The sequence below is a fragment of the Kluyvera sp. 142486 genome (assembly GCF_046569695.1).
In the GTDB taxonomy this organism is placed as follows: Bacteria; Pseudomonadota; Gammaproteobacteria; order Enterobacterales; family Enterobacteriaceae; genus Kluyvera.
The window spans coordinates 80,983-107,407 of sequence record NZ_JBKHUI010000002.1 but is presented as its reverse complement, the minus strand read 5'-3'; the positions used below and the strand labels follow the sequence as shown (position 1 = coordinate 107,407).

The 26,425-nt window shown below is 55.0% G+C and carries 21 protein-coding genes and 1 other annotated feature; of the genes, 12 read left to right on the top strand and 9 right to left on the bottom strand.

All coding sequences use genetic code 11. The annotated features are described in order from the left end of the window. Positions 1–510 precede the first annotated feature (510 nt). Entirely contained in the window at positions 511–3,657 is a 3,147-nt protein-coding gene (acrB, locus tag ACLGE8_RS02735; RefSeq protein WP_410996257.1) for a multidrug efflux RND transporter permease subunit AcrB, read from the bottom strand. Positions 3,658–3,679: 22 nt separating this feature from the next. Continuing rightward, positions 3,680–4,876 (bottom strand): multidrug efflux RND transporter periplasmic adaptor subunit AcrA, encoded by a 1,197-nt coding sequence (acrA, locus tag ACLGE8_RS02730; RefSeq protein WP_410996255.1) that lies wholly within the window; start codon positions 4,874–4,876, stop codon positions 3,680–3,682. Between the two features lie 142 nt (positions 4,877–5,018). Between acrA and acrR the strand changes: the two genes are divergently transcribed. After that, positions 5,019–5,687, top strand: a complete 669-nt coding sequence (gene acrR / locus ACLGE8_RS02725; RefSeq protein ID WP_410996253.1) for a multidrug efflux transporter transcriptional repressor AcrR — start codon at positions 5,019–5,021, stop codon at positions 5,685–5,687. Positions 5,688–5,789: 102 nt separating this feature from the next. Further along, on the top strand, positions 5,790–9,140 hold the full coding sequence (mscK, locus tag ACLGE8_RS02720; protein ID WP_410996251.1) for a mechanosensitive channel MscK: 3,351 nt from the start codon (positions 5,790–5,792) through the stop codon (positions 9,138–9,140). Between the two features lie 30 nt (positions 9,141–9,170). Here the strand turns inward: mscK and ACLGE8_RS02715 are convergent, their stop codons facing one another. The 3 genes from ACLGE8_RS02715 to priC are packed head-to-tail and all read right to left on the bottom strand — an operon-like array spanning position 9,171 to position 10,180. After that, positions 9,171–9,470, bottom strand: a complete 300-nt coding sequence (locus tag ACLGE8_RS02715) for an Rpn family recombination-promoting nuclease/putative transposase (protein ID WP_410996249.1) — start codon at positions 9,468–9,470, stop codon at positions 9,171–9,173. Between the two features lie 11 nt (positions 9,471–9,481). Continuing rightward, the gene (gene rsmS, locus ACLGE8_RS02710; RefSeq protein WP_410996247.1) at positions 9,482–9,640 is read right to left on the bottom strand and encodes a pleiotropic regulatory protein RsmS; all 159 of its coding nucleotides are present in this window, start codon (positions 9,638–9,640) and stop codon (positions 9,482–9,484) included. 12 nt (positions 9,641–9,652) lie between these two features. Continuing rightward, entirely contained in the window at positions 9,653–10,180 is a 528-nt protein-coding gene (priC, locus tag ACLGE8_RS02705; protein WP_410996245.1) for a primosomal replication protein N'', read from the bottom strand. 67 nt (positions 10,181–10,247) lie between these two features. Here priC and ACLGE8_RS02700 point away from each other — a divergent pair, with 67 nt between their 5' ends. From ACLGE8_RS02700 to ACLGE8_RS02660, 9 genes are all read left to right on the top strand, one after another. Further along, on the top strand, positions 10,248–10,625 hold the full coding sequence (locus tag ACLGE8_RS02700) for a DUF454 family protein (RefSeq protein WP_410996243.1): 378 nt from the start codon (positions 10,248–10,250) through the stop codon (positions 10,623–10,625). Between the two features lie 149 nt (positions 10,626–10,774). Beyond that, on the top strand, positions 10,775–11,326 hold the full coding sequence (gene apt / locus ACLGE8_RS02695) for an adenine phosphoribosyltransferase (protein ID WP_035891847.1): 552 nt from the start codon (positions 10,775–10,777) through the stop codon (positions 11,324–11,326). Positions 11,327–11,418: 92 nt separating this feature from the next. Further along, the gene (gene dnaX / locus ACLGE8_RS02690; RefSeq protein WP_410996241.1) at positions 11,419–13,356 is read left to right on the top strand and encodes a DNA polymerase III subunit gamma/tau; all 1,938 of its coding nucleotides are present in this window, start codon (positions 11,419–11,421) and stop codon (positions 13,354–13,356) included. Beyond that, positions 12,686–12,750 (top strand) — a sequence feature (DnaX frameshifting element). (Overlaps the previous gene by 65 nt.) A gap of 57 nt (positions 13,357–13,413) precedes the next feature. Further along, positions 13,414–13,746 carry a YbaB/EbfC family nucleoid-associated protein gene (locus tag ACLGE8_RS02685; RefSeq protein ID WP_035891844.1) on the top strand — a complete coding sequence of 111 codons (333 nt, stop codon included), beginning with the start codon at positions 13,414–13,416 and terminating at the stop codon, positions 13,744–13,746. Then, on the top strand, positions 13,746–14,351 hold the full coding sequence (recR, locus tag ACLGE8_RS02680) for a recombination mediator RecR (protein WP_333495126.1): 606 nt from the start codon (positions 13,746–13,748) through the stop codon (positions 14,349–14,351). Before ACLGE8_RS02685 ends, recR begins: the two co-directional genes overlap by 1 nt. A 107-nt stretch (positions 14,352–14,458) precedes the next feature. After that, the gene (gene htpG / locus ACLGE8_RS02675) at positions 14,459–16,333 is read left to right on the top strand and encodes a molecular chaperone HtpG (protein ID WP_035891840.1); all 1,875 of its coding nucleotides are present in this window, start codon (positions 14,459–14,461) and stop codon (positions 16,331–16,333) included. A gap of 234 nt (positions 16,334–16,567) precedes the next feature. Then, complete coding sequence (gene adk / locus ACLGE8_RS02670; RefSeq protein ID WP_185667094.1) at positions 16,568–17,212, top strand: adenylate kinase; 645 nt, start codon at positions 16,568–16,570, stop codon at positions 17,210–17,212. Between the two features lie 186 nt (positions 17,213–17,398). Beyond that, positions 17,399–18,361 (top strand): ferrochelatase, encoded by a 963-nt coding sequence (hemH, locus tag ACLGE8_RS02665; protein WP_410996238.1) that lies wholly within the window; start codon positions 17,399–17,401, stop codon positions 18,359–18,361. A gap of 64 nt (positions 18,362–18,425) precedes the next feature. After that, positions 18,426–19,730, top strand: a complete 1,305-nt coding sequence (locus ACLGE8_RS02660) for an inosine/guanosine kinase (protein WP_410996236.1) — start codon at positions 18,426–18,428, stop codon at positions 19,728–19,730. A gap of 121 nt (positions 19,731–19,851) precedes the next feature. On the opposite strand, the gene ybaL is transcribed toward ACLGE8_RS02660, so the two are convergent. Then, positions 19,852–21,528, bottom strand: a complete 1,677-nt coding sequence (ybaL, locus tag ACLGE8_RS02655) for a YbaL family putative K(+) efflux transporter (RefSeq protein ID WP_410996234.1) — start codon at positions 21,526–21,528, stop codon at positions 19,852–19,854. A gap of 255 nt (positions 21,529–21,783) precedes the next feature. Beyond that, entirely contained in the window at positions 21,784–23,004 is a 1,221-nt protein-coding gene (locus ACLGE8_RS02650) for an MFS transporter (RefSeq protein WP_185667090.1), read from the bottom strand. Positions 23,005–23,178: 174 nt separating this feature from the next. Here ACLGE8_RS02650 and ushA point away from each other — a divergent pair, with 174 nt between their 5' ends. Beyond that, a complete protein-coding gene (gene ushA / locus ACLGE8_RS02645; RefSeq protein WP_410996232.1) occupies positions 23,179–24,831 on the top strand; it encodes a bifunctional UDP-sugar hydrolase/5'-nucleotidase UshA in 1,653 nt (550 codons plus the stop codon). An 87-nt stretch (positions 24,832–24,918) separates the two neighbouring features. Here ushA and ybaK read toward each other — a convergent pair whose 3' ends face one another. Together ybaK and ACLGE8_RS02635 are read right to left on the bottom strand one after the other, a co-directional pair. Further along, positions 24,919–25,398 carry a Cys-tRNA(Pro)/Cys-tRNA(Cys) deacylase YbaK gene (gene ybaK / locus ACLGE8_RS02640; protein WP_410996230.1) on the bottom strand — a complete coding sequence of 160 codons (480 nt, stop codon included), beginning with the start codon at positions 25,396–25,398 and terminating at the stop codon, positions 24,919–24,921. A 201-nt stretch (positions 25,399–25,599) separates the two neighbouring features. Then, a complete protein-coding gene (locus ACLGE8_RS02635; RefSeq protein WP_410996228.1) occupies positions 25,600–26,394 on the bottom strand; it encodes a TraB/GumN family protein in 795 nt (264 codons plus the stop codon). Positions 26,395–26,425 lie beyond the last annotated feature (31 nt).

The following is a 26,425-nucleotide window of genomic DNA, read 5'->3' as shown; positions in this document are numbered from 1 at the left end:
GATTGCAGTTCAAACAACGAGTAACAAATACCGGTGTGGGATGGGTACTACTGGTTAACCTGAAACATGCACGTGTTCCCGATCTGCAGTAACTATAATCTACTCCGCAAAAGATTTCACCGAGCTATTACGAAAAATTACAATTAAGTCTCAAATGGTTAGTTTTTTTATAAGCAATGGCCGGGCAGGGTGGGCATAAGCCCCCGCTCTATCATACTTTCGCATGATAAAGATAACATTCATAGACTTAGACCGCTGGTGCAGCGATGTCGTTCGATTAAATATTATAGGATTATTCTTAATTCACTTCTATCGCCGGGAGTACTGCAGATTATTCAAAATGAATTAAAGACAAATCTCAATAAAGCGAGATAGGAGAGGGGACTATATTTTAATATATAGGTTAACCTCAATATCTATTTTTTATAGTTGATTAAAAAACAGACACCAGGACTGCCGACGTAGGGATAAAAAAAGGGCCGCAATAGCGGCCCTTTCGATAGCATAGCTTTAGTGATGCTCTACCTTATGGCTGTGCTCGAGGTCTTCGTTTTTACGGCTGAAACGACGACGTACAACCACGAAGAACACCGGTACGAAGAAGATGGCCAGAACGGTTGCTGTCACCATCCCACCCATTACGCCGGTACCAACGGCGTTCTGCGCACCGGAGCCTGCGCCGGAGCTGATAACCAGTGGCATTACACCGAGGATAAACGCCAGCGAGGTCATCAGGATTGGACGCAGACGCATACGTACGGCTTCCAGCGTCGCTTCAATCAGCCCTTTGCCTTCTTTGTCCATCAGGTCTTTGGCGAATTCAACGATCAATATCGCGTTCTTCGCCGACAGGCCAATGGTGGTCAACAGGCCCACCTGGAAGTAAACGTCGTTAGTTAACCCGCGAAGCGTTGCCGCCAACAGCGCACCAACCACCCCCAGCGGAACAACCAGCATAACCGAGAACGGAATAGACCAGCTCTCATACAACGCTGCCAGACACAGGAAGACGACAATCAGCGAGATGGCGTACAGGGCAGGGGCCTGGTTACCGGACAGACGTTCCTGGTAGGACATCCCCGTCCAGTCGTAGCCGATACCCGCAGGCAGTTTACCCGCCAGCTCTTCCATCAGGTTCATGGCTTCACCGGTACTCTTACCTTCAGTCGCCTGACCCAGGATTTCCATGGATGGCAGACCGTTGTAACGTTCCAGACGCGGTGAACCGTATTCCCAACGTGAGGTAGAGAAGGCGGAAAACGGTACCATTTGGCCATCGCTGCCGCGAACGTACCATTTGCCAATATCTTCCGGCAGCATACGGTATTTCGCTTCAGACATCAGGTACACCTTCTTCACACGACCGCGGTCGATGAAGTCGTTGACGTAGCTACCACCCCAGGCGGAACCCAGCGTGGTGTTGATGTCGCTGATGGAAACACCCAGTGCCTGCGCTTTTTCCTGGTCGATATCAACTTTGAACTGCGGCGTATCTTCCAGGCCATTAGGACGCACGCCGGTCAGCACGTCAGGGTGCTGGGCAATCATCCCAAACAGCTGGTTACGCGCCTGAGTCAGTTTTTCATGGCCCAGACCCGCCTGGTCGATCAGCTGGAAGTCGAAGCCGGTAGCAGTACCCAGTTCCACGATAGCTGGCAGGTTAAAGGCGAACACCATCGCATCTTTAATCGTCGAGAAGTAGCCCATCGCGCGACCGGTAATCGCTTCAACTTTGTTTTCGGCACCCGGACGTTCACTCCAGTCTTTCAGCGACACGAAGGCGATACCGGTGTTCTGGCCGCGACCCGCGAAGCCGAAGCCGTTTACGGCAAAGACGGATTCAACGTTGTTCTTCTCTTTGGTGAGATAGTAGTTGGTCATCTCATCCAGCACTTTCTGCGTACGTTCCTGAGTCGCACCGGCAGGCAGCTGCGCCATGCTCAGGAATACGCCCTGGTCTTCGTCCGGCAAGAAGGAGCTTGGCAGACGCACGAACAGGTAGGCCATGCCGACAACGATGATCAGATACAGCAGCAGGTAACGACCGGTGCTGCGCAGAATGTTGCCTACGCTATCGGTGTAATGGTGCGTGCTCTTCTCGAACATGTTGTTGAACCAGCCGAAGAAGCCTTTGGTAGAACCGTGGCTGCCTTTGGCAATTGGCTTCAGCATGGTGGCACACAGCGCTGGCGTCAGGATCAACGCCACCAGTACCGACAGCGCCATCGCGGAAACGATGGTGATGGAGAACTGGCGATAGATTGCCCCGGTGGAACCACCGAAGAAGGCCATCGGGATAAATACCGCTGACAGCACCATCGCGATACCCACCAGTGCGCCCTGAATCTGGCCCATGGATTTACGCGTTGCTTCTTTCGGCGGCAGCCCCTCTTCGGCCATCACACGCTCAACGTTCTCGACCACCACGATGGCGTCATCCACCAGAAGGCCGATGGCGAGCACCATCCCGAACATCGTTAGGGTGTTTATCGAGAAGCCGAACGCGGCAAGTACCGCAAAGGTCCCGAGCAGTACCACCGGTACCGCGATAGTTGGGATCAGCGTCGCACGGAAGTTCTGCAGGAACAGATACATCACCAGGAACACCAGGATGATCGCTTCGACCAGCGTTTTCACTACTTCGTGAATCGAGATCTTAACGAACGGCGTGGTGTCGTATGGGTAAACGATTTTCAGACCTGACGGGAAGAACGGCTCCATTTTCGCCAGTTCAGCACGAATAGCATTCGCGGTGTCCAGGGCGTTTGCGCCGGTTGCCAGTTTAATACCCAGACCGGAAGCCGGCTGACCGTTAAACTTCGCTACCACGTCATAGCTTTCGCCGCCGAGCTCAATTTTCGCCACATCGCGCAGGCGAACCTGCGAACCATCCTGGTTAACCTTCAGCAGAATGTTGCCAAACTCTTCGGTATTCGTCAGACGAGTCTGTGCCACGATTGAGGCGTTCAGCTGCTGGCCAGGTACTGGCGGCGTACCACCTAACTGACCTGCTGCTACCTGGGCGTTCTGCGCTTTCAGCGCGGCGATAACATCCACCGGCGTCAACTGGAAGTTATTCAGTTTGTTCGGGTCCATCCAGATACGCATTGCGTACTGAGAACCGAACAGCTGAACGTCGCCCACGCCGCTAGTACGGCTGATGGCGTCCTTCATGTTGGCCGCAACGTAGTCGGAAATATCGTCCTGGTTCATGGTGCCGTTGGTGTTGATAACACCAACAACCATCAGGAAGCTGCTGGAGGCTTTTTCAACGCTGATACCCTGCTGCTGAACTTCCTGCGGCAGAAGCGGCGTCGCCAGAGCGAGCTTGTTCTGTACCTGTACCTGAGCGATGTCCGGATCGGTACCGGATTCGAAGGTCAGGGTAATGGTTGCGGTACCGGTGGAGTCGCCGTTGGAGGACATGTACATCAGGTGATCGATACCGTTCATGTTCTGTTCGATAACCTGAGTGACAGTGTTCTGTACCGTTTCGGCGTCAGCACCGGGATACATGGCCGTGATCGAAATCGCTGGCGGCGCAATCGTTGGATATTGCGCTACCGGCAATTTGAGGATCGATAGCCCCCCAGCCAGCATGATAATGATGGCGATCACCCACGCAAATATGGGGCGATCGATAAAGAAATTAGGCATGTCTTAACGGCTCCTGTTTAAGTTAAGACTTGGTTTGTTCTGACTGAGCGGTGCCAGCGGCAGCTTGCTGTTTATCGTCAGAAGTGACTTCCTGGGCTTTAACCTGCACGCCCGGTTTCACTTTTTGCAGACCGCTGATAATCACGCGATCGCCGTCTTTCAAACCACCTGTCACCAGCCACTTGTCGCCAATCGCCTGGCTTGCAACGATCTGACGGACTTCGACTTTATCGCCTTCACCAATAACCATTGCGCTCGCATCGCCACGCGGCGTACGGGTCACACCCTGCTGAGGAACCAGCAGCGCGGTTGGGTTAGTCCCTTCTTCCAGACGTGCGCGAACAAACATGCCCGGCAGCAGCGTATGGTCAGGGTTAGGGAAGATAGCGCGCAGCGTGATAGAACCGGTGGTCTGGTCAACGGTGACATCAGAGAATTCTAATGTCCCGCTCTGCGGGTACTTGATACCGTCGTTGGTCACCAGGTCCACTTTCGCTTTACCGTTTTCCTGTTTCAGTTTGCCGTCTGCCAGTTCCTGCTTCAGACGCAGGAAATCATTGCTGGACTGGGTCACATCAACATAGATAGGGTCAAGCTGCTGAACGGTAGCCAGTGCGGTCGCTTGACCGTTCTGGACCAGTGCCCCTTCGGTGACCGCAGATTTACCAATGCGTCCGCTGATAGGCGAAGTCACTTTGGTGTAGGCCAGGTTGATTCGCGCGGTTTCAACGGCGGCTTTTGCTGCCAGAACGGCTGCGTTAGCCTGCTGTGCATCCGCAACGGCAGTATCGTAATCCTGACGGCTGATGTACTGAGTACCCAGCAGTTTGGAGTAACGATTCACGGTCAGTTTGGCGATATTGGCAGCCGCTTCCGCTTTCGCTAAGTCACCTTTCGCGCTTTCATAAGAGGCCTGATAGGTTGCCGGATCAATCTGATAGAGCGACTCGCCCGCCTTGATGTCGCCACCTTCGATAAAGTTGCGCTTCAGAATAATCCCGCTGACCTGCGGGCGAACTTCTGCGACACGATAGGCGTTGGTGCGGCCTGGCAGTTCCGTCGTGATTACAAGAGGTTCAGATTTGAGCGTCACCACGCCAACCTCTGGCATGTGTTGCGCTCCTTGCTGAGCTGGTTTGTCGTCACATCCTGTTAGCGCTAAGCTGCCTGAGAGCATCAGAACGACCGCCAGAGGCGTTAACCCTCTGTTTTTGTTCATATGTAAACCTCGAGTGTCCGATTTCAAATTGATCAATGGAACAAGCGTCCACAAACCCATTGCTGCGTTTGTATTATCGTCATACTATGGTACATACATTCATAAATGTATGTAAATCTAACCCCTGCAAATTCACCGACCTATGGCACGAAAAACCAAAGAAGAAGCACTGGCTACACGTCAGCACATACTGGATGTCGCCCTACGGTTGTTCTCACAGCAGGGGGTATCATCCACCTCACTCGCCGAGATTGCAAAAGCGGCAGGGGTGACGCGCGGGGCAATTTACTGGCATTTTAAGGATAAGTCGGATCTCTTTAATGAAATCTGGGCGTTATCAGAGTCCAGCATCGGCGATCTTGAAATTGAGTATCGGGCAAAATTCCCCGGCGATCCACTCTCAGTTTTGAGAGAAATCCTCGTTTACATTCTAGTTGCCACAGTTATCGAAGAGCGCCGACGACTGATGATGGAAATCATTTTTCACAAATGTGAGTTTGTCGGTGAAATGGCCGTAGTGCAACAGGCTCAGCGTAATTTATGTTTAGAAAGTTACGATCGGATTGAACAGACGTTAAATGACTGTGTCAGTGCGAAGGTTTTACCGGCAAATTTGTTAAGCCGCCGGGCGGCGATTTTAACCCGCAGCTATATCTCCGGGCTGATGGAAAACTGGCTGTTTGCCCCGAACTCCTTCGACCTGCGGGCCGAGGCGGAATCCTACGTGGCTATCCTGCTTGAGATGTACCAATTTTGTCCAACGCTACGCGGCGAAAAAGACCTCCCTTGTTATAAGGATTACCAGGAATAATCCTGGCTGCCCCGGCTATTCGCCTGTAGCCAGAAGTGCTATTCTGCGCCGATATTTATCTCCGGCATGCCGCCGGCTTTAGCCACCACACATGTTAAGATTATGCTGCATAACATCCGCCCTCGGGCCACGATCTCTGCATTTCTCATTATTGCTGTCTGTTTTGTGCTATCTATTGCCGCGGTACAAGCCCGTGCGCTGAATGGCACCGATATTCCTGACCGTACTGACGTCCAGGATCAGCTTAACGCGTTGAACAACAAAAAGGACCTGACCCCTCAGGAAAAGCTGGTTCAGCAGGATCTGACCGAAACGCTGCAGCTACTCGATAAAATCGACAGCGTTAAGGCTGAAAGCACCCAACTGCAAAAGCAGATAGATCAGGCGCCTGTTAAGCTGCGCCAGGCCACTGACAATCTGAATGACATCAGCGATGTCGATAATGATGATGAGACGCGTAAAACGCTGAGCACGCTTTCGCTGCGGCAGCTTGAAGCCCGCGTGTCCCAGGCGGTGGATGATTTACAGAATGCCCAAAACGACCTGGCAACCTATAACAGCCAGCTCGTCTCCCTGCAAACCCAGCCTGAGCGCGTACAGAATGCGATGAACTCCGCCTCCCAGCAGTTGCTGCAGGTGCGTAACAGCTTGAATGGCAGCACCGTCGGTGATGGCCTGCGTCCTACCCAGCAGACGATGCTGCAGGTGCAAAAAACGCTGCTTGACGCGGAGATTGAGCTTCAGCGTAAGAGCCTGGCTGGCAACACGGTATTGCAGGACTCCCTGCAGAAGCAACGCGACTACGTGACCGCCTACAGTACCCGTCTCGAGCATCAGCTTCAGCTGCTGCAGGAAGCGGTAAACAGTAAGCGTCTGATGCTGTCGGAAAAAACCGCCGCTGAGAACGCCACACCGGAAGAGACCGCCCGTATCCAGGGCAACCCGCTGGTAAAGCAAGAGCTCGAGATAAACCATCAACTGAGCCAGAAACTGATTACCGCAACCGAAAGCGGCAACCAGCTGGTACAGCAGAATATTAAGGTAAAAACCTGGCTCGACCGCGCGCTGCAGTCCGAGCGTAACGTCAAAGAACAGATTGCGGTGCTGAAGGGCAGCCTGCTGCTGTCGCGTATTCTTTATCAGCAGCAGCAGACGTTACCGTCGGCGGATGAGCTGGAAGATATGACCACTCGCATCGCCGACCTGCGTCTTGAGCAGTTCGAGATTAACCAACAGCGCGACACCCTGTTCCAGAGCGATGATTTTGTCGCCAAACTGGAAGAGGGGCACAGCAACGAAGTCGACAGCGAAGTGCATGATGCGCTGCTGCAAATCGTCGACGCGCGTCGCGAAATGCTGGACCTGATCAACAAACAGCTGGGTAACCAGTTGATGATGGCTATCAACCTGCAGATTAACCAGCAGCAGTTGATGAGCGTCTCCAAAAGCCTGAAATCGATTTTGACCCAGCAAATCTTCTGGGTGAACAGCAACCGCCCGATGGACTGGGACTGGATTAAATCGTTCCCTGAAGCGCTGAAGAGCCAGTTCAAATCGATGAAAATCACCGTGAACTGGGAGAAAGCGTGGCCTGCCGTGTTTATCGCTTTCCTCGCCGGGCTTCCGCTGCTGCTGATTGCCGGGCTGATTCGCTGGCGGCTACAGTGGCTGCGTAGCTACCAGGATAAGCTCGGCGATCAGGTAGGCAATCTACGTAACGACAGTCAACTGCATACGCCAAAGGCGATTCTCATCGATCTCATCCGTGCGCTGCCGGTGGTGCTGATTATTCTGGCGATAGGCCTGATTTTGCTGACCATGCAGCTCAATATCAGCGCGCTGCTGTGGGCGTTCAGTAAGAAAATGGCGATTTACTGGCTGGTCTTCGGCCTGTGCTGGAAAGTGCTGGAGAAAAATGGCGTCGCCGTCCGTCACTTCAATATGCCGGAACAGCTCACCAGCCACTGGCGTCGCCAGATTGTACGCATCAGCATCGCGCTGCTGCCGCTGCACTTCTGGTCGGTGGTGTCAGAACTTTCCCCGCTCAACTTGATGGACGACGTGCTGGGGCAGTTTGTTATTCTGCTTAACCTGTTGGTGATTGCGGTGCTGACGTGGCCGATGTGTCGCGAAAGCTGGCGCGATAAAGAGTCGCACAGCCTGCGCCTGCTGACGGTGACGGTGCTGTCGCTGGTGCCGGTAGGGCTGATGGTGTTGACCGCGACCGGTTACTTCTATACCACGCTGCGTCTTTCAGGCCGCTGGATTGAAACGGTCTATCTGGTTATTTTCTGGAATTTGCTGTACCAGACGGTGCTGCGCGGTCTGAGTGTGGCGGCTCGCCGCATTGCCTATCGTCGTGCGGTTGCCCGTCGCCAGAATCTGGTGAAAGAGGGGGCCGAAGGGGCCGAACCGCAGGAAGAGCCGACGATTGCGCTGGAGCAGATCAACCAGCAGACGCTGCGTATTACCATGCTGGTGATGGTCGCGCTGTTTGGCCTGATGTTCTGGGCTATCTGGTCTGATTTAATCACCGTGTTCAGCTATCTCGACAGCATCACGCTCTGGCATTACAACGGCACCGAAGCGGGAGCCAGCGTGGTGAAAGATGTCACTATGGGCAGCCTGCTGTTTGCCATTATCGCCTCGATGGTGGCCTGGGCGTTGATTCGCAACTTACCGGGTCTGCTGGAAGTGCTGGTACTTTCACGTCTCAATATGCGCCAGGGGGCTTCGTACGCGATTACCACGATTCTGAACTACGCGATTATCGCCGTGGGTGCGATGACCGTGTTTGGTTCGCTCGGGGTGTCGTGGGATAAACTGCAGTGGCTTGCCGCCGCGCTGTCGGTTGGTCTGGGTTTTGGTTTGCAGGAGATTTTCGGTAACTTCGTCTCCGGCCTGATTATTCTGTTTGAACGCCCGGTACGTATTGGTGACACGGTGACCATTGGTACCTTCTCGGGCACGGTAAGCAAGATCCGTATCCGTGCAACCACCATCACCGACTTTGACCGCAAAGAGGTGATCATCCCGAACAAAGCGTTCGTGACCGAACGTCTGATCAACTGGTCGCTGAGCGATACGACTACCCGCGTGGTGATCCGCCTTGGTGTAGCCTATGGTTCGGATCTTGATAAGGTGAAAAAAGTGCTGCTGCAGGCGGCAACGAGCCACCCGAAAGTGATGCACGATCCGGAACCGTCAGTCTTCTTTACTACCTTCGGCGCCAGCACGCTGGATCACGAACTGCGTCTGTACGTGCGCGAACTGCGTGACCGTAGCTATACCGTGGATGAACTAAACCGGACTATCGATCGCCTGTGTCGCGAAAACGACATCAATATCGCCTTCAACCAGCTCGAAGTGCACCTGCACAATGAGAAGGGGGATGTGGTGACGGAAGTGAAGCGCGACGCTAAAACCGACGGCCAGGATTTGGTCGCGGATTAAAGCATTAAGGGCGGCGGAAGCCGCCCTAATTTATTCAGCCTGCGCCGCAAGGTCGTTGGCGTTTAATCCGGTCAATTGTTGAACTAGCGCGGCGGAGAGTCCGGCATTCAGCATGTTTCGCGCAATCTTCTGCGCTTCATCGCGCCGACCCAGCGCTTCCAACTGTGAGGGCGTGAGCCAATTCTCTATCAGTAAGACACCCAGCTGTTCTTGTAAAGAGGTCAGATCGCGCTGGCGAATGTACTTACACAACAGCTCCAGCATCGCCATGCGCTGATGGGCTATTATTTCGTTGTCCGGCATCACGGTGATGACGGTGATGCAGTCCATCGTTTTGCGTTTTACGCGCCGCCCTCCGCCTTTTTTAGCTTATTGATGTAATCGTTGCGCACCATCTCCAGCGCGCTCAGCACTATTTCCGGGGCAATTTCGTTGCTCTCCAGCAGTTCAATCAGATCCACAGCCAGTTTGACATCATCAGGGGCGCTTTCCAGCGACATAGCTTCTCCTTATTAGCGCGTGATGCGCGCGAGTATGCGTTCAATGTCTTCCAGCGCTTCGCGGCAGCGGGTGAGGCGGCCATCAAAGGCGGTGATTTCACGGGCAAGACGCTGCTGATCCTCAAGCGTTGTCGCCTGTTGGTACTGTTGCTGACGCTGCTGCTTCATTTCCAACAGACGGCGTTCAAAATCCTGGGTTTCCAGCCGTTTGCGCTGCCAGCGACGCAGGCCGGGCGAGGGGCTATCCCAAACGCGCAGCGACCAGGCTTCACTTTCGCGGCTGATGGCCTCAATCTGGGCTGCCAGGCGTTCAGCTAGCCAGGCCACCTGCGGCAATTGCTGTTGTTCCACGGCATGTTTTAGCTCTTCAAAATGGGCATACGCTTCGTCGAGGTAGGCCTGCATTTTGGTGCTGCGGGTCTGGAAAAGCTGACGGTCAAAGCGCGCGCTCAGGGTGGCATGGGCTGCCAGCGGCGTAATCTGCGTCTGAAGCCGTGTAAGCTGTTGTTCCAGCGTTTGTAAAAGCCGCGCCGTTTTCACCGGATTCTCCCCTTGAAGGTTATCAGCTATGCTAGAGTAGCAGACTCATTTGATAACGATTCGCATTATGCAGCGTACTATTTTAATCATTATTGGCTGGCTGGCGGTAGCCCTTGGCACCATTGGCGTGGTATTGCCCCTGTTGCCGACCACACCGTTTATTCTGCTTGCCGCCTGGTGCTTTGCGCGCTCTTCGCCGCGCTTTCATAATTGGTTGCTGTATCGTTCCTGGTTTGGCGGCTATTTACGTCACTGGCAGCGCTATAAAGCCATGCCGCCGGGGGCTAAACCGCGGGCAATTATCGTGATTTTACTGACCTTTGGCGTTTCGCTGTGGTTGGTCGATATGTTATGGGTTCGGCTGCTGCTGCTGGCGATTCTCTGCGGGTTACTGGTTTTCCTCTGGCGTATTCCAGTCGTTGATGCAGAGCAACAAAACGGCTGAACCGCATTTATGGTGTTGCAATTCTACGGGCTAGCCAGTAAATTCTGGCGTTTTCGAGCACAGGCGCGCCAGGTTAAAAATTGAGCAGTATCCGTTTTTAACCCGTTTTGCTCGCCTTGAGTAACACTGTTTTAATCAGGCACAAACCTATGACCGCAACTGCACAGCAGCTTGAATATCTGAAGAACAGCATCCAGAGCATCCAGGACTATCCAAAACCTGGCATTCTTTTCCGCGATGTCACCAGCTTACTGGAAGACCCGAAAGCTTACGCGCTCAGCATTGAATTGCTGGTTGAGAAGTACAAAGACGCCGGTATTACCAAAGTCGTGGGTACCGAAGCGCGCGGCTTCCTGTTTGGCGCGCCGGTCGCGCTGGCCATGGGCGTAGGTTTTGTCCCGGTACGTAAACCGCGTAAATTGCCGCGTGAAACGATCGCCGAAAGCTACGAGCTGGAATACGGCACCGATCAGCTGGAAATTCACGTTGATGCGATCAAAGCCGGCGATAAAGTGCTGGTGGTCGACGATCTGCTGGCAACCGGCGGGACTATCGAAGCGACGGTAAAACTGATCCGTCGTCTGGGTGGCGAAGTGCATGATGCGGCCTTCATCATCAACCTGTTCGATCTGGGCGGCGAACAGCGCCTGGAAAAACAGGGCATCACCAGCTATAGCCTGGTGAATTTCCCGGGTCACTAAGCATTTCCCGATACATAGCCTCGCCTGCCCGGCGGGGCTGTGATAGCATTACCCCCTCGTGAATCCACCTTCCAGCGTTTCAGAGCCTGCCAATGAGTTATCAGGTCTTAGCCCGAAAATGGCGCCCACAAACCTTTGCTGACGTCGTCGGCCAGGAACATGTGCTGACCGCACTGGCGAACGGCTTATCGTTAGGGCGCATTCATCACGCATACCTTTTTTCCGGCACCCGTGGGGTGGGGAAAACCTCCATCGCCCGTCTGCTGGCGAAGGGGCTTAACTGCGAAACCGGCATTACCGCCACGCCGTGCGGCGTGTGTGATAACTGCCGCGAAATAGAACAGGGGCGCTTTGTCGATCTGATTGAGATCGATGCCGCCTCGCGAACCAAAGTCGAAGATACCCGAGACCTGCTGGATAACGTCCAGTATGCGCCCGCGCGCGGTCGCTTTAAGGTCTATCTGATCGACGAAGTGCACATGCTCTCGCGTCACAGCTTTAACGCGCTGTTAAAGACGCTGGAAGAGCCGCCTGCGCACGTCAAATTCCTGCTGGCCACCACCGATCCGCAAAAGCTGCCGGTCACCATTCTTTCGCGCTGCCTGCAGTTCCACCTCAAGGCGCTGGACGTTGAGCAAATTCGTCATCAACTGGAGCATATCCTTGATGAGGAGCATATTGCTCACGAGCCCCGCGCCCTGCAGTTGCTGGCACGTGCAGCGGACGGCAGTCTGCGCGATGCGCTAAGTCTGACCGATCAGGCGATTGCCAGCGGCGAAGGCCAACTGACCGCCGTATCGGTCAGTGAAATGCTCGGCACCCTCGACGACGATCAGGCGCTGTCATTGATTGAAGCACTGGTGGCGGCCAACGGCGAACGCGTGATGGAGCTGGTCAACGATGCTGCACTGCGCGGCGTTGACTGGGAAGCCTTGCTGATTGAGATGCAAAGTCTGCTGCATCGTATTGCGATGGTTCAACTGTCGCCTGCGGCGCTTGGCGCCGATATGGCCGCCGTGGAGCAGCGGATGCGCAATCTTGCGCGCACCGTGCCGCCGACCGACGTGCAGTTGTACTACCAGACGATGTTGATTGGTCGTAAAGAGCTGCCGTATGCACCAGACCGTCGGATGGGCATTGAGATGACGCTGCTGCGCGCACTGGCGTTCCATCCCAATGCGCCACTGCCGGAGCCGGAAAGGCCGCCGCAGACCTTTGCACCGGCTGCTGCACCAATGACGCAACAGCCGCCGCCGATGCAGACCTCTGCACCACAGACGCTGCCGCCTGCCGCTCCGCTTCCTGATTCAACCAATCAGGTGCTGGCCGCACGTCGTCAGCTGCAACAGCAGCAGGGAAATCAGGGAGTAAACTCCCCAAAAAAGAGTGAACCGGCAGCCGCTTCCCGCGCGCGGCCGGTGAACAGTGCTGCGCTGGAAAGACTGGCCTCGGTAACGGAACGCGTTCAGGCGCGTCCGGCACCGGCCGCATTGACCCAGCCTGCGGCGAAGAAAGAGGCATACCGCTGGAAAGCGACCACGCCTGCTGATGAAGTGAAAAAAGAGGAAGTCGCCACGCCGAAAGCGCTGAAGAAAGCGCTGGAGCATGAGAAAACGCCAGAACTGGCGGCCAAGCTGGCGGTGGAATCATTAGAGCGCGACCCGTGGGCGGCCGAGGTGAGCCAGATGGCGCTGCCGAAGCTCGTCGAACAGGTGGCGCTCAACGCGTGGAAAGAGCAGAACGGTAACGCGGTGTGCCTGCATCTGCGTCCCACGCAGCGGCATCTGAATTCGCCCGGCGCGCAGCAAAAGCTGACCGAGGCGTTGAGCACTTTATACGGTGCGACTGTTGAATTGACCATCGTGGAAGATGATAATCCGGCGGTGCGTACGCCGCTGGAGTGGCGACAGGCCATCTATGAAGAGAAACTCGCGCAGGCGCGCGAGTCGATTATCGCGGATAATAACATTCAGACGCTGCGCCGATTCTTCGATGCGGACCTGGATGAAGAGAGTATCCGCCCCATTTGACCGCAAGCGTTGCTTACGGTCGTTATTCTTTAACGTGACCTACTGAGAGAGAAGCCTATGTTTGGTGGTAAAGGCGGTCTGGGTAACCTGATGAAACAGGCCCAGCAGATGCAAGACAAAATGCAGAAAATGCAGGAAGAAATCGCCCAGCTGGAAGTAACCGGCGAATCTGGCGCAGGTCTGGTCAAAGTGACCATTAACGGCGCGCACAACTGCCGTCGCGTGGAGATCGATCCAAGCCTGCTGGAAGATGACAAAGAGATGCTGGAAGATCTGGTCGCTGCGGCGTTCAACGATGCGGCACGTCGCATTGATGAAACTCAGAAAGAGAAAATGGCTTCTGTATCCTCTGGTATGCAGCTGCCACCAGGCTTCAAGATGCCGTTCTGATGCAAACCAGTCCGCTGTTAACTCAGCTGATGGAAGCGCTGCGCTGTCTGCCGGGCGTTGGCCCGAAGTCGGCGCAGCGCATGGCGTTTACCCTGCTGCAGCGTGACCGCAGCGGCGGGATGCGTCTGGCGCAGGCGTTAACCCGCGCGATGTCGGAGATCGGCCACTGTGCCGATTGCCGCACCTTCACCGAGCAGGAAGTGTGCAACATCTGCTCGAACCCGCGTCGCCAGGAAAACGGCCAAATCTGCGTGGTGGAGAGTCCTGCGGATATCTACGCCATTGAGCAGACCGGGCAGTTCTCCGGCCGCTACTTCGTGCTGATGGGCCACCTGTCGCCGTTGGACGGCATCGGCCCAGACGATATCGGTCTCGACCGCCTTGAACAGCGTCTGGAAGCAGAGCAGTTGACCGAAATTATCCTCGCCACCAACCCCACGGTGGAAGGGGAAGCCACGGCCAACTATATCGCCGAGCTTTGCGCGCAGTATGGCGTCGAAGCCAGCCGTATCGCCCACGGCGTGCCGGTAGGCGGTGAGCTGGAGATGGTTGACGGCACTACGCTGTCGCACTCGCTGGCCGGTCGCCATAAGATTCGTTTTTAATCAATCGAGAGCAGGATTTTCTGCTCTCGCTTGAAATCTGCTACACCCATCCCCATTTTCCTCTCATCGCTTTTTTTACCTTGTAATCAGCATTGAGGTATTTTGCAATGAAAGGACAAGAAACCCGTGGCTTCCAGTCAGAAGTGAAACAGCTTCTGCATCTGATGATCCATTCCCTGTATTCCAATAAAGAAATCTTCCTGCGTGAGCTTATCTCTAACGCGTCAGATGCCGCCGACAAGCTGCGCTTCCGCGCGCTGTCCAATCCGGATCTGTATGAGGGCGACGGCGAACTGCGCGTGCGCGTCTCCTTCGATAAAGATAAGCGTACGTTGACCATTGCCGATAACGGCGTGGGCATGAACCGCGATGAAGTGATTGACCATCTGGGGACTATCGCTAAATCCGGCACCAAAGCGTTCCTCGAGTCTATGGGCTCTGACCAGGCGAAAGACAGCCAGCTTATCGGCCAGTTCGGCGTTGGCTTCTACTCTGCGTTTATCGTCGCGGACAAAGTCACCGTACGTACCCGTGCGGCGGGCGACAAGCCGGAAAACGGCGTGTTCTGGGAATCTGCCGGTGAAGGTGAATACACCGTTGCCGACATCACCAAAGAAGACCGTGGTACCGAAATTACCCTGCACCTGCGCGAAGACGAAAGCGAGTTCCTCGACGACTGGCGCGTTCGTTCGGTTATCAGCAAATACTCCGACCATATCGCGCTGCCGGTAGAGATCGAAAAACAAGAAGAGAAAGACGGCGAAACCGTGGTTTCCTGGGAGAAGATCAACAAGGCGCAGGCGCTGTGGACGCGTAACAAAGCCGAGCTGAACGACGACGAATATAAAGAGTTCTACAAACATATCGCCCACGACTTTACCGACCCGCTGACCTGGAGCCACAACCGTGTGGAAGGTAAGCAGGAGTACACCAGCCTGCTGTACATCCCGTCGCAGGCGCCGTGGGATATGTGGAACCGTGACCATAAGCACGGCCTGAAGCTGTACGTGCAGCGCGTCTTCATCATGGACGACGCCGAGCAGTTTATGCCGAACTACCTGCGCTTCGTGCGTGGTCTGATAGATTCCAACGATCTGCCGCTGAATGTCTCTCGTGAAATTCTGCAGGACAGCACCGTCACCCGCAACCTGCGTAACGCGCTGACCAAACGTGTGCTGCAGATGCTGGATAAGCTGGCGAAAGACGATGCCGAGAAATACCAGACCTTCTGGAAACAGTTTGGCCTGGTGCTGAAAGAGGGCCCGGCGGAAGACAACGGCAACCAGGAAGCGATTGCGAAGCTGCTGCGCTTTGCCTCGACTCACACCGACTCTTCCGAGCAGACCGTGTCGCTGGCCGACTACGTGTCCCGCATGAAAGAAGGGCAGGAGAAGATCTACTACATCACCGCCGATAGCTACGCCGCGGCGAAGAGCAGCCCGCACCTGGAACTGCTGCGTAAGAAAGGCATCGAAGTGCTGCTGCTTTCCGATCGCATCGATGAGTGGATGATGAACTACCTGACCGAGTTCGATGGCAAGCCATTCCAGTCCGTTGCTAAAGCCGACGAGTCTATCGACAAGCTGGCGGACGAAGTGGACGAGAGCGCCAAAGAAGCAGAAAAAGCGCTGACGCCATTCATTGAGCGCGTGAAAACCCTGCTGGGCGACCGCGTGAAAGAGGTGCGTCTGACTCACCGTCTGACCGACACTCCGGCTATCGTCACCACCGACGCGGACGAAATGAGCACCCAGATGGCGAAACTGTTCGCTGCTGCGGGCCAGGCCGCGCCGGAAGTGAAATACATCTTTGAGCTGAACCCGGATCACGTACTGGTGAAACGCACCGCGGATACCCAGGATGAAGGGCAGTTTAAAGAGTGGGTTGAGCTGCTGCTTGATCAGGCGCTGTTCGCTGAGCGCGGTACGCTGGAAGATCCTAACCAGTTTATCCGCCGTATGAACCAGCTGCTGGTGTCATAAACCTTACCCTCACCCTAACCCTCTCCCTAAAAGGGAGAGGGGACTGGCCCGGCGCTGGTCTTCTCCCTCTCCCTGTGGGAGAGGGGCGGGGTGAGGGCATCAAACTGCCTCGTACGCAAAATATCTGACCATTAACCGTTTCAGCCGTCCCGCCTTCCTTGAGCCAGCGCCGTTCTGGTGGTATCTTTTAGCGCTTTTTAAAAAATATCGACAACCTTTGAGGGGATTTTCGCAATGCGTATCATTCTGCTTGGCGCACCGGGCGCGGGTAAAGGAACTCAGGCACAGTTCATCATGGAGAAATATGGCATTCCGCAAATTTCCACCGGTGATATGCTGCGCGCCGCTGTAAAATCCGGCAGCGAGCTGGGCAAACAGGCTAAAGACATCATGGACGCAGGCAAGCTGGTCACTGATGAACTGGTTATCGCGCTGGTCAAAGAGCGTATCGCTCAGGAAGACTGCCGTAACGGTTTCCTGCTGGACGGCTTCCCACGCACTATCCCGCAGGCAGACGCCATGAAAGAAGCGGGCATCAACGTTGACTACGTGCTGGAATTCGACGTTCCGGACGAACTGATCGTTGACCGTATCATTGGTCGTCGCGTACATGCTGCATCTGGCCGCGTTTACCACATCAAATTCAACCCACCTAAAGTTGAAGGTAAAGACGACGTGACCGGCGAAGAGCTGACCACCCGTAAAGACGACCAGGAAGAGACCGTTCGTAAGCGCCTGGTGGAATACCATCAGATGACCGCTCCGCTGATCGGCTACTACTCCAAAGAAGCGCAGGCGGGTAACACCAAGTACGCTAAAGTTGACGGTACCAAAGCCGTTGCTGACGTACGCGCTGAGCTGGCGAAGATCCTCGGCTAATCTCGTTTCCGGCACCGAGCGTGCCGGATGACGGCGTAAACGCCTTATCCGGCCTACATCCTACCGTAGGCCTGATAAACGTAGCGCCATCAGGCAAAATTCTCTCCTTACCTCTCGCAGCAATTAGTTTTTCTTCCTCACTTTTCCGCTACAATTATCAACAATTTGAATCGATAAGAGGCGGTAATGCATCATAAGAAACCCGGTATTCTGCTGGTCAATCTCGGCACCCCCGATGCTCCAACGCCTGAAGCGATAAAACGCTATTTGACACAGTTTCTCAGCGATAAGCGCGTCGTTGATACCCCTCGTCTACTTTGGTGGCCGTTGCTACGCGGTGTGATTCTGCCTATCCGCGCGCCGCGTGTAGCCAAACTTTACCAGTCCGTATGGATGGAAGAGGGCTCACCGCTGATGGTGTTTAGCCGTCGCCAGCAGCGCGCGCTTGCCGCTCGCCTGCCGGAAATTCCGGTGGTACTGGGAATGAGCTACGGTAATCCATCGCTGCACAGCGCGGTGGACGAACTGCTGGCCCAGGGTGTTGATCATCTCATCGTGCTGCCGCTCTACCCGCAATACTCCTGCTCAACCGTGGCGGCTGTATGGGACGAGCTGGCGCGTATTCTGGCGACCAGGCGAGCGATCCCAAGCGTCTCGTTTATCCGCGACTATGCCACCGACCACGGCTATATTCAGGCGCTGGCGGACAGCGCCCGTGCGTCGTTTGCCCGCCACGGCGAGCCGGACGTGCTGCTGCTCTCCTATCACGGCATTCCTCAGCGCTTTGCGCAGGAAGGCGATGACTATCCGCAGCGCTGCCGTGATACCACCCGTGAGCTGGTGTCGGCCCTTGGTATCTCGCCGGATAAGGTGATGATGACCTTCCAGTCGCGCTTTGGCCGTGAACCCTGGCTGACGCCGTATACCGACGAAACGCTGAAAATGCTTGGTGAGAAGGGCGTGAAGCATATCCAGGTGATGTGCCCTGGCTTCTCGGCGGATTGTCTGGAGACGCTGGAAGAGATTGCGGTGCAGAACCGCGAGGTCTTTATGGAGGCCGGTGGTCAGCAGTATGAATACATTCCTGCTCTGAATGACGACGAAGCGCATATCGCGATGATGGTCAATCTGACCGCACCCTATACCTGATCGCAAGCAGGCGGATGAATGTGTTACCATTCACCGCCTGTTAACTGCCACTCCTGAAAACACCATGAAATTTCCCGGTAAACGCAAATCTAAACACTATTTTCCGGTGGACGCTCGCGATCCGCTGCTAAAGCAGATTCAACCCGAAAGTGAAACCAGCACCGCCTGGGTTGTCGGTATCGACCAGACGCTGGTGGATATTGAAGCCAAAGTCGACGATGCGTTTATTCAGCGCTACGGCTTGAGCGCCGGGCATTCTCTGGTGATTGAAGATGACGTTGCCGAGGCGCTGTATCAGGAGCTGGTGCGTGAGAATCTGATTACCCATCAGTTTGCCGGTGGCACTATCGGCAACACCATGCACAACTATTCGGTGCTGGCGGATGACCGCTCGGTGCTGCTGGGCGTGATGTGCAGCAACATCGAAATCGGCGGCTACGCCTATCGCTATCTGTGTAACACCTCAAGCCGTACCGACCTGAACTACCTGCAGGGCGTTGAAGGGCCGATTGGCCGCTGTTTTACGCTTATCAGCGATTCCGGCGAACGTACCTTTGCCATCAGCCCAGGTCATATGAACAAACTGCGCCCGGAGAGCGTGCCTGAGTCGGTGATTGCCGGTGCATCCGCACTGGTGCTGACCTCCTATCTGGTGCGCTGCAAACCGGGCGAACCGATGCCTGAGGCAACCATGCAGGCCATCGCCTATGCGAAGAAATATGATGTGCCGGTGGTGCTGACGCTGGGGACCAAATTCGTGATCGCCGAAAGCCCGGAGTGGTGGCAGAGCTTTATCAAAGAGCACGTGTCGATTCTGGCGATGAACGAAGAAGAAGCCGAAGCGTTAACCGGCCTCAGCGACCCGCTGCAGGCGTCGGATAAAGCGCTAGACTGGGTGGATCTGGTGCTGTGCACGGCCGGGCCAACCGGGCTTTACATGGCAGGCTTCACCGAGAACGACGCGAAGCGTAAAACGCAGCATCCGCTGCTGCCGGGGGCGATTGCCGAATTCAACCAGTACGAATTCAGCCGCGCGGTGCGCTTTAAAGATTGCCAGGACCCGCTGCGTATTTACTCGCACATTGCGCCGTTTATGGGCGGCCCTGAGAAAATCATGAATACCAACGGCGCGGGCGATGGCGCACTGGCGGCGCTGCTGCACGACATCACCGCGAATGCTTATCACCGCACTAACGTGCCAAACTCCAGTAAGCACCAGCATAGCTGGCTGACCTACTCGTCGTTGGCGCAGGTGTGTAAGTATGCAAACCGGGTGAGTTATCAGGTACTGAACCAGCATTCACCGCGCCTGACGCGCGGCCTGCCGGAGAAAGAAGATAGCCTCGAAGAGGCGTACTGGGAACGGTAAGCTTGTTATCCAGGCCTACGCAAACGTGTAGGCCTGATAAGCGTAGCGCCATCAGGCAATATTGGCGCACATTGCCGGATGGCGGCTTTGCCTTCTCCGGCCTACGATGGTGCGAGGAATATTACCCGCTAACCGCCTCACTCAACGGCGGAGCGCTCAATAATCCCAGCATCGTTTTGGCAATTTCACGCTCGCCCATCACCACTTCATTGGCTCCACGTTCGCTGATATACGCTACTTCATCGTCGTAGTGCGCACGGGCGATAATCTCAAGGTCCGGGCATTTCTCACGGGCGCTGGCGACAATCTCCCCGGCTTCGTAGCCGTTTGGAATGGTCAGCAGCAGCCAGCGCGCACAGTCCAGATGTGCCAGGGCCATAATCTCTTCATTGGCCGCATTGCCCAGCACCGCACGAATACCGCGCTCGCGCAACTCATCCACGCGGGTACGCGAGGTTTCGATAACCACCAGCGGGATGCCCTGCGCCATCAATTTCTCGCCCAACAGGCTGCCAACGCGACCGTAGCCGACCAGCAGCGCATGGTTACAGATATCCACCGGGATCTGCTTCTCGTCTTCCAGCGCCTCTTCCAGCGTCTGCTCCTCCAGGGTTTCCGTTTTCTCGAGGTATTTTTCCAGCACTGAGAACAGCACCGGGTTGAGCATAATGGAGAGGATAGCGCCCGCCAGCACCAGATTTTGCCCAGCCTGTGGCAACAGCCCCAGCGCCATGCCGAGGCCGGCAAGGATAAAGGCAAATTCACCAATCTGCGCCAGGCTTGTGGCGATGGTTAACGCGGTGCGTTGAGAGTGACCGAACAGACGCACCAGGCCGAAAGCCGCCAGCGACTTACCGAAGATGATGATGGCAAGCGTCGCCAGCACCGCCAGCGGTTGCTCAATCAGAATCAGCGGATCGAACAGCATCCCGACGGAGACGAAGAACAATACCGCGAACGCATCGCGTAGCGGCAGCGTATCGTGGGCAGCGCGGTGGCTCAGTTCGGATTCGTTCAGCACCATCCCGGCGAAGAACGCGCCCAGCGCAAAGGAGACATCGAACAGCTCAACCGCGCCGAAAGCAATCCCTAGCGCCAGCGCCAGCACCGATAGGGTAAACAGTTCGCGAGAACCGGTTGCGGCGCTGCGGGAGAGGATCCACGGCACCAGACGGCGGCCAACCAGCATCATAATGGCGATAAACGCCACTACTTTACCGATGGTGATTGCCATATCAATCGCCAGTGAGGCGAAGCCGATATTCTCTTTTTCCATCATCCCGGCGACGGCTGGCAGCAGGACCAGGGTCAGCACCATCACCAGGTCTTCAACGATCAGCCAACCGATGGCGATTTGCCCGCGCTGACTATCGATAAGCTGTCGTTCCTCCAGCGCGCGCAGCAGCACCACGGTACTGGCGGTTGAGAGACACAGGCCAAAGACGATACCGGTCATGATTGACCAGCCTAAGAAGGTGGAGAGCAGCATGCCGAGCAGGGTGGCGACGGCTATCTGCGCAATCGCTCCGGGGATGGCTATTGATTTTACCGCCATCAGATCCTTGAGCGAGAAATGGAGACCAACGCCAAACATCAGCAAAATAACGCCTAATTCCGCCAGTTCAGGGGCCAGTTTGGTATCCGCGACAAATCCTGGAGTAAACGGTCCGGCCAGTACGCCCGCTAACAAATATCCTACCAGTGGAGAAATTCTTAACTTATTGGCAATCATGCCAAGGAAAAAAGCGAGCACAAGGCCACCAACAATGGTGGTGATTAGCGGTGTGGCGTGATGCATTCCGTCTCCTTTCGTCGTGATGCGTGGTCCCATTTTTGGCGCAGAATGCCGGAACAGCCTGAAAACCAAAAAACCTCGTAATAGTTTATGACAATTTCGGTCATTTTGTTTGTGAATAATTCTTGAATTTAATTAAAAATTTGAATTTTTAGGGGTAAATGGCACAAATAAGAAAGTTGAATGCGGGAAGTCAGAGGTGACGTGTGCTTGCGGGAGAAAGAAGGCAGCCAAAACAGATGTTTGGCTGCCCGAAAATCAGTGTTTTTGGCGGTTATCAGGTAAGAATATGGTCAACATACCGATCAATGGTAGGAAGGCGCATATTTTATAAACCAGGTCGATGCTAGTGTGGTCCGCAATTAGCCCCAGCACCGCGGCACCAAGGCCACCCATCCCAAATGCGAAACCGAAGAACAGCCCAGAAACCATGCCGATACGGCCCGGTAACAGCTCCTGCGCGTACACCAGGATGGCGGAAAACGCCGAGGCGAGGATAAATCCAATAATTACCGTCAAAATCCCCGTCCACCAAAGGGTAGCGTAGGGTAAAAGGAGGGTAAATGGCGCTACGCCGAGGATAGAGCCCCAAATAACATATTTACGGCCAATCTTATCGCCGACTGGCCCGCCAATCACGGTCCCTGCGGCAACCGCAAACAGGAAGGCAAAGAGGTGAATCTGGGCATTTTGTACCGATAATCCGAATTTTTGCATCAGATAAAAGGTGTAATAGCTGCTAATGCTCGCCATATAGAAGTATTTGGAGAAAATCAGCATCAGCAGAATGAAAACGGCCAGCACCACTTTATTTTTCGGCAGCGGATTAACGATAACGGTTTTAGGTTTGCCTTTCGCTAAACGATGCTGCGCGGCGTACCAGCGGCTAACCTGCGCCAGAACGACGATTGCCAGCAGCGCGGCCAGTACGAACCAGGCGACGTTGCCTTTACCATAAGGCGCGATAATCACCGCCGCCAGCAATGGCCCCAAAGAACTGCCGAAGTTACCGCCCACCTGGAAGATGGACTGCGCCAGGCCGTGACGACCACCGGAGGCCATACGCGCCACGCGGGAGGATTCCGGGTGGAACACCGATGAACCGGTGCCGACCAGCGCTGCCGCCAGCAGAACCCCGCCAAAACTGCTCGCCAGCGCGAGTAGCACCAGGCCACTTAAGGTAAAGCACATACCGACCGGTAGCGACCACGGCATAGAGCGTTTATCGGTGATATAGCCGATAACCGGCTGGAACAGCGATGAGGTGAGCTGGAAGGTCAGGGTAATCATCCCGATCTGCACGAAGCTTAGCGAAAACTCCGACTGTAACAGCGGATAGATCGCCAGGATCAACGACTGAATCATATCGTTGAGCAGATGGGAGAGGCTGATCGCCCCCAGAATACCAAATGAGGTACGACCCTTCTGCGAAGACGCAGACGGGCCAGGCCGCGTAGGGCTGGTTTCAGAAATTGCCATAGATTCCACTTGTAATTAATAGTGCGATGTTGGGGATATACGCTTTAATAATAATTATCAGACTAAGATACCTGCCTAAGACGTTTGAAGGAAGTCTCATTTCTGAAAACAAATTAGACTAATATTTCAGAGCATTGTAATTTCGGCGATGGTTATTCACTCAGGGAGAGAAACATGCATTTCGTCAAACGGGGCGTGGCGCTGGCGATGCTGTCTGCATTGTCTTTAGTCAGCTTACCTTCGCAGGCTTATCAGCAAGATAAAACCTATAAAATCACTATCCTGCATACCAACGATCATCACGGGCACTTCTGGCGCAGCGAATACGGCGAATACGGGCTGGCGGCGCAAAAAACGCTGGTGGACGGCATTCGTAAAGAGGTGGCGGCAGAAGGGGGAAGCGTGCTGCTGCTCTCCGGCGGCGATATTAACACCGGGGTTCCAGAGTCCGATTTGCAGGACGCCGAGCCTGATTTCCGTGGCATGAACTTGGTGGGCTACGATGCGATGGCCGTGGGTAACCACGAATTCGATAATCCGATGAGCGTACTGCGTCAGCAGGAAAAATGGGCCAAATTCCCGTTCCTCTCCGCCAACATCTATCAGAAAAGTACCGGCGAACGTCTGTTCAAACCCTGGGCTATTTTCAAACGCCAGGATCTTAAAATTGCCGTTATCGGCTTAACCACCGATGACACCGCCAAAATTGGCAACCCGGAATACTTCACCGATATTGAATTCCGTAAACCGGCGGAAGAAGCCAAACTGGTGATTCAGGAGCTGCAGCAAAAAGAGAAGCCGGACTTGATTCTGGCGACAACCCATATGGGTCATTACGATAACGGCGAGCACGGCTCCAACGCGCCGGGCGATGTCGAAATGGCGCGCAGCCTGCCGGCGGGTTCGCTGGCGATGATTGTGGGTGGTCACTCACAGGATCCGGTCTGTATGGCATCGGAGAATAAAAAGCAGGTCGACTACGTGCCGGGTACGCCATGTGCGCCGGACAAACAGAACGGCATCTGGATTGTGCAGGCGCATGAGTGGGGCAAATATGTCGGTCGCGCCGACTTTGAGTTCCGCAATGGTGAGATGAAGCTGGTGCACTATCAGCTGATCCCGGTGAACCTTAAGAAGAAAGTGACCTACGATAACGGGCAGAGCGAACGCGTACTCTATACGCCACAAATCCCAGAAAACCCGCAGATGCTCTCGCTGTTAACGCCGTTCCAGAGCAAAGGCAAAGCGCAGCTGGATGTGAAAGTTGGCAGCGTTAACGGGCATCTGGAAGGTGACCGCAGCAAGGTTCGCTTTGTTCAGACCAATATGGGGCACCTGATCCTCGCTGCGCAGATGGCGCGCACTGGCGCTGACTTTGGCGTGATGAGCGGCGGCGGGATCCGCGATTCCATTGAAGCGGGAAATATCACCTACAAGAGCGTGCTGAAAGTGCAGCCGTTTGGCAACGTGGTGGTGTACGCCGATATGAACGGCAAAGAGGTCACTGAGTATCTGACCGCTGTCGCCCAGATGAAGCCGGATTCTGGTGCCTATCCACAGTTTGCTAACGTGAGCTTTGTGGCTAAAGACGGGCAGCTTCAGGATCTGAAAATCAAAGGTGAACCGGTCGATCCGGCGAAAACCTATCGCATGGCGACCCTGAGCTTTAACGCCACCGGCGGCGATGGCTATCCGAAGATTGATAGCAAACCGGGGTATGTGAATACCGGGTTTATCGATGCTGAGGTGCTCAAGCAGTATATCGAGCAGAACTCACCGTTAGATGTGAATGCTTACGAACCGAAAGGGGAAGTGAGCTGGCAGTAAGGTTTTGAGCCGTTCCCGGCGGCGCTTCGCTTGGCCGGGCTACGTTCTATGCCCTCTCCCCATTGGGGAGGGGGCAAGCCGCACCCATCAATCCCGACGCGCAATATCCGCAAACGTCGCGCCAAGAATCTTCGCTAAATCCACCGCCGCCAGTTCAATATCCAGCCCGCGCTTCCCACCGGAAACATAAATAGAGGCAAACTCCTGCGACGGTGCATCAATCACCGTGGGCAGACGCTTCTTCTGCCCCAGCGGGCTAATGCCGCCGACCAGATAACCGGTCACGCGCTGCGCCACCATCGGGTCGGCCATATCGACCTTTTTAGCGCCTAACGCTTTGGCGACTTTTTTTAGATCCAACTGCCCGGCAACCGGCGTTACCGCCACGGCGAGTTGTTTCATGTCGCCGTTTATCGCAACCAGAAGTGTTTTGTATACCTGGTCCGCATTCAGACCGAGTTTTCGTACCACCTCATCGCCAAAGTTAGTTTCATTCGGATCGTGATCGTAGGCATGGATATTGAACGGAATCTTGTTCTTTTCAAGTAGCTTAACTGCGGGAGTCATAACGTTCCTTCTTACTACAGACGTGATATACAGCCAGCATACGCCCTAAAACGGACTAAAAAATAGTATAATCTTGCGCAATAGGTATTGGCAGTTGCGGCAACTTTGAGCGACAATCGAAAGATCCGGAGTGCGAACTCCGGGATAATAATAATGATGAAATTCCTCTTTGACGGGCCAATAGAGATATTGGCCATTTTTTTATCCCAGCATCTGCGGCAGGTTACCTTCCCCGTACAAATGTAGCGCCCCCACGGCTACCACGTAACGCCCCGGCGGCAGCGCCAGCAGCGCATCGCGCCAGGCTTCATTGCGTTTCACCATCAACACATCATACAGCGACTGGCTAAAGGTATTGGGCAGCGAAGCCGTACCGTTGGACGGTGGCTGCTCTAACCACCAGCCGATCATCACCTGCAGCAGCCGGGCGTTGGTATGCCAGTGCGTCAGCGTATCGTCGAGCAGCGCCATGCCGCCGTCGGGGAGTTCGCAGAGCAATGCTATCTGACTGTCGGCCCCTTCCAGCTCCTGCACCGGCAGTGATGTTTCGCGAGCGGCCTTCAGCAATTGGTAGTCAATGCCGTAGTCCGGGCGCAGCCCCAGCTTTTGCGCCTGAGTGGCCTGCAGCACCATTGCCACCTGCCACAGCGGCTGGGTATCAAAGCGATACAGCGGCATGCCCAGTTCGTCGCTGAGCTTTTCAAGCTGGCTGAACTGCGCTTCGCTTAACCGTTCGCGCAGCGGTGGATATTCTGGCAGATCGCTGAAGGGGGTCTCGTTACCGGAGATATCCGCCTCGACGATTAACGCATCGGCCTGACGGAGTTTTTTCAGTAAGTTAGCGGGGAGAGGTGCCATGTCGCGGGTCCCCATATGAATGCTGCCCACCAGATGCAGGTGGCGACCGCCGGGTAAGGTGACATCCATCGCCGGCCAGCTATAAGGCGAACCGCGCAGGGTTAGCCACAGGCGTTGTAGTTGATTTAACAGGCTCATCCGCGCTCCCTGAAGCAAAATCTCATGCTAG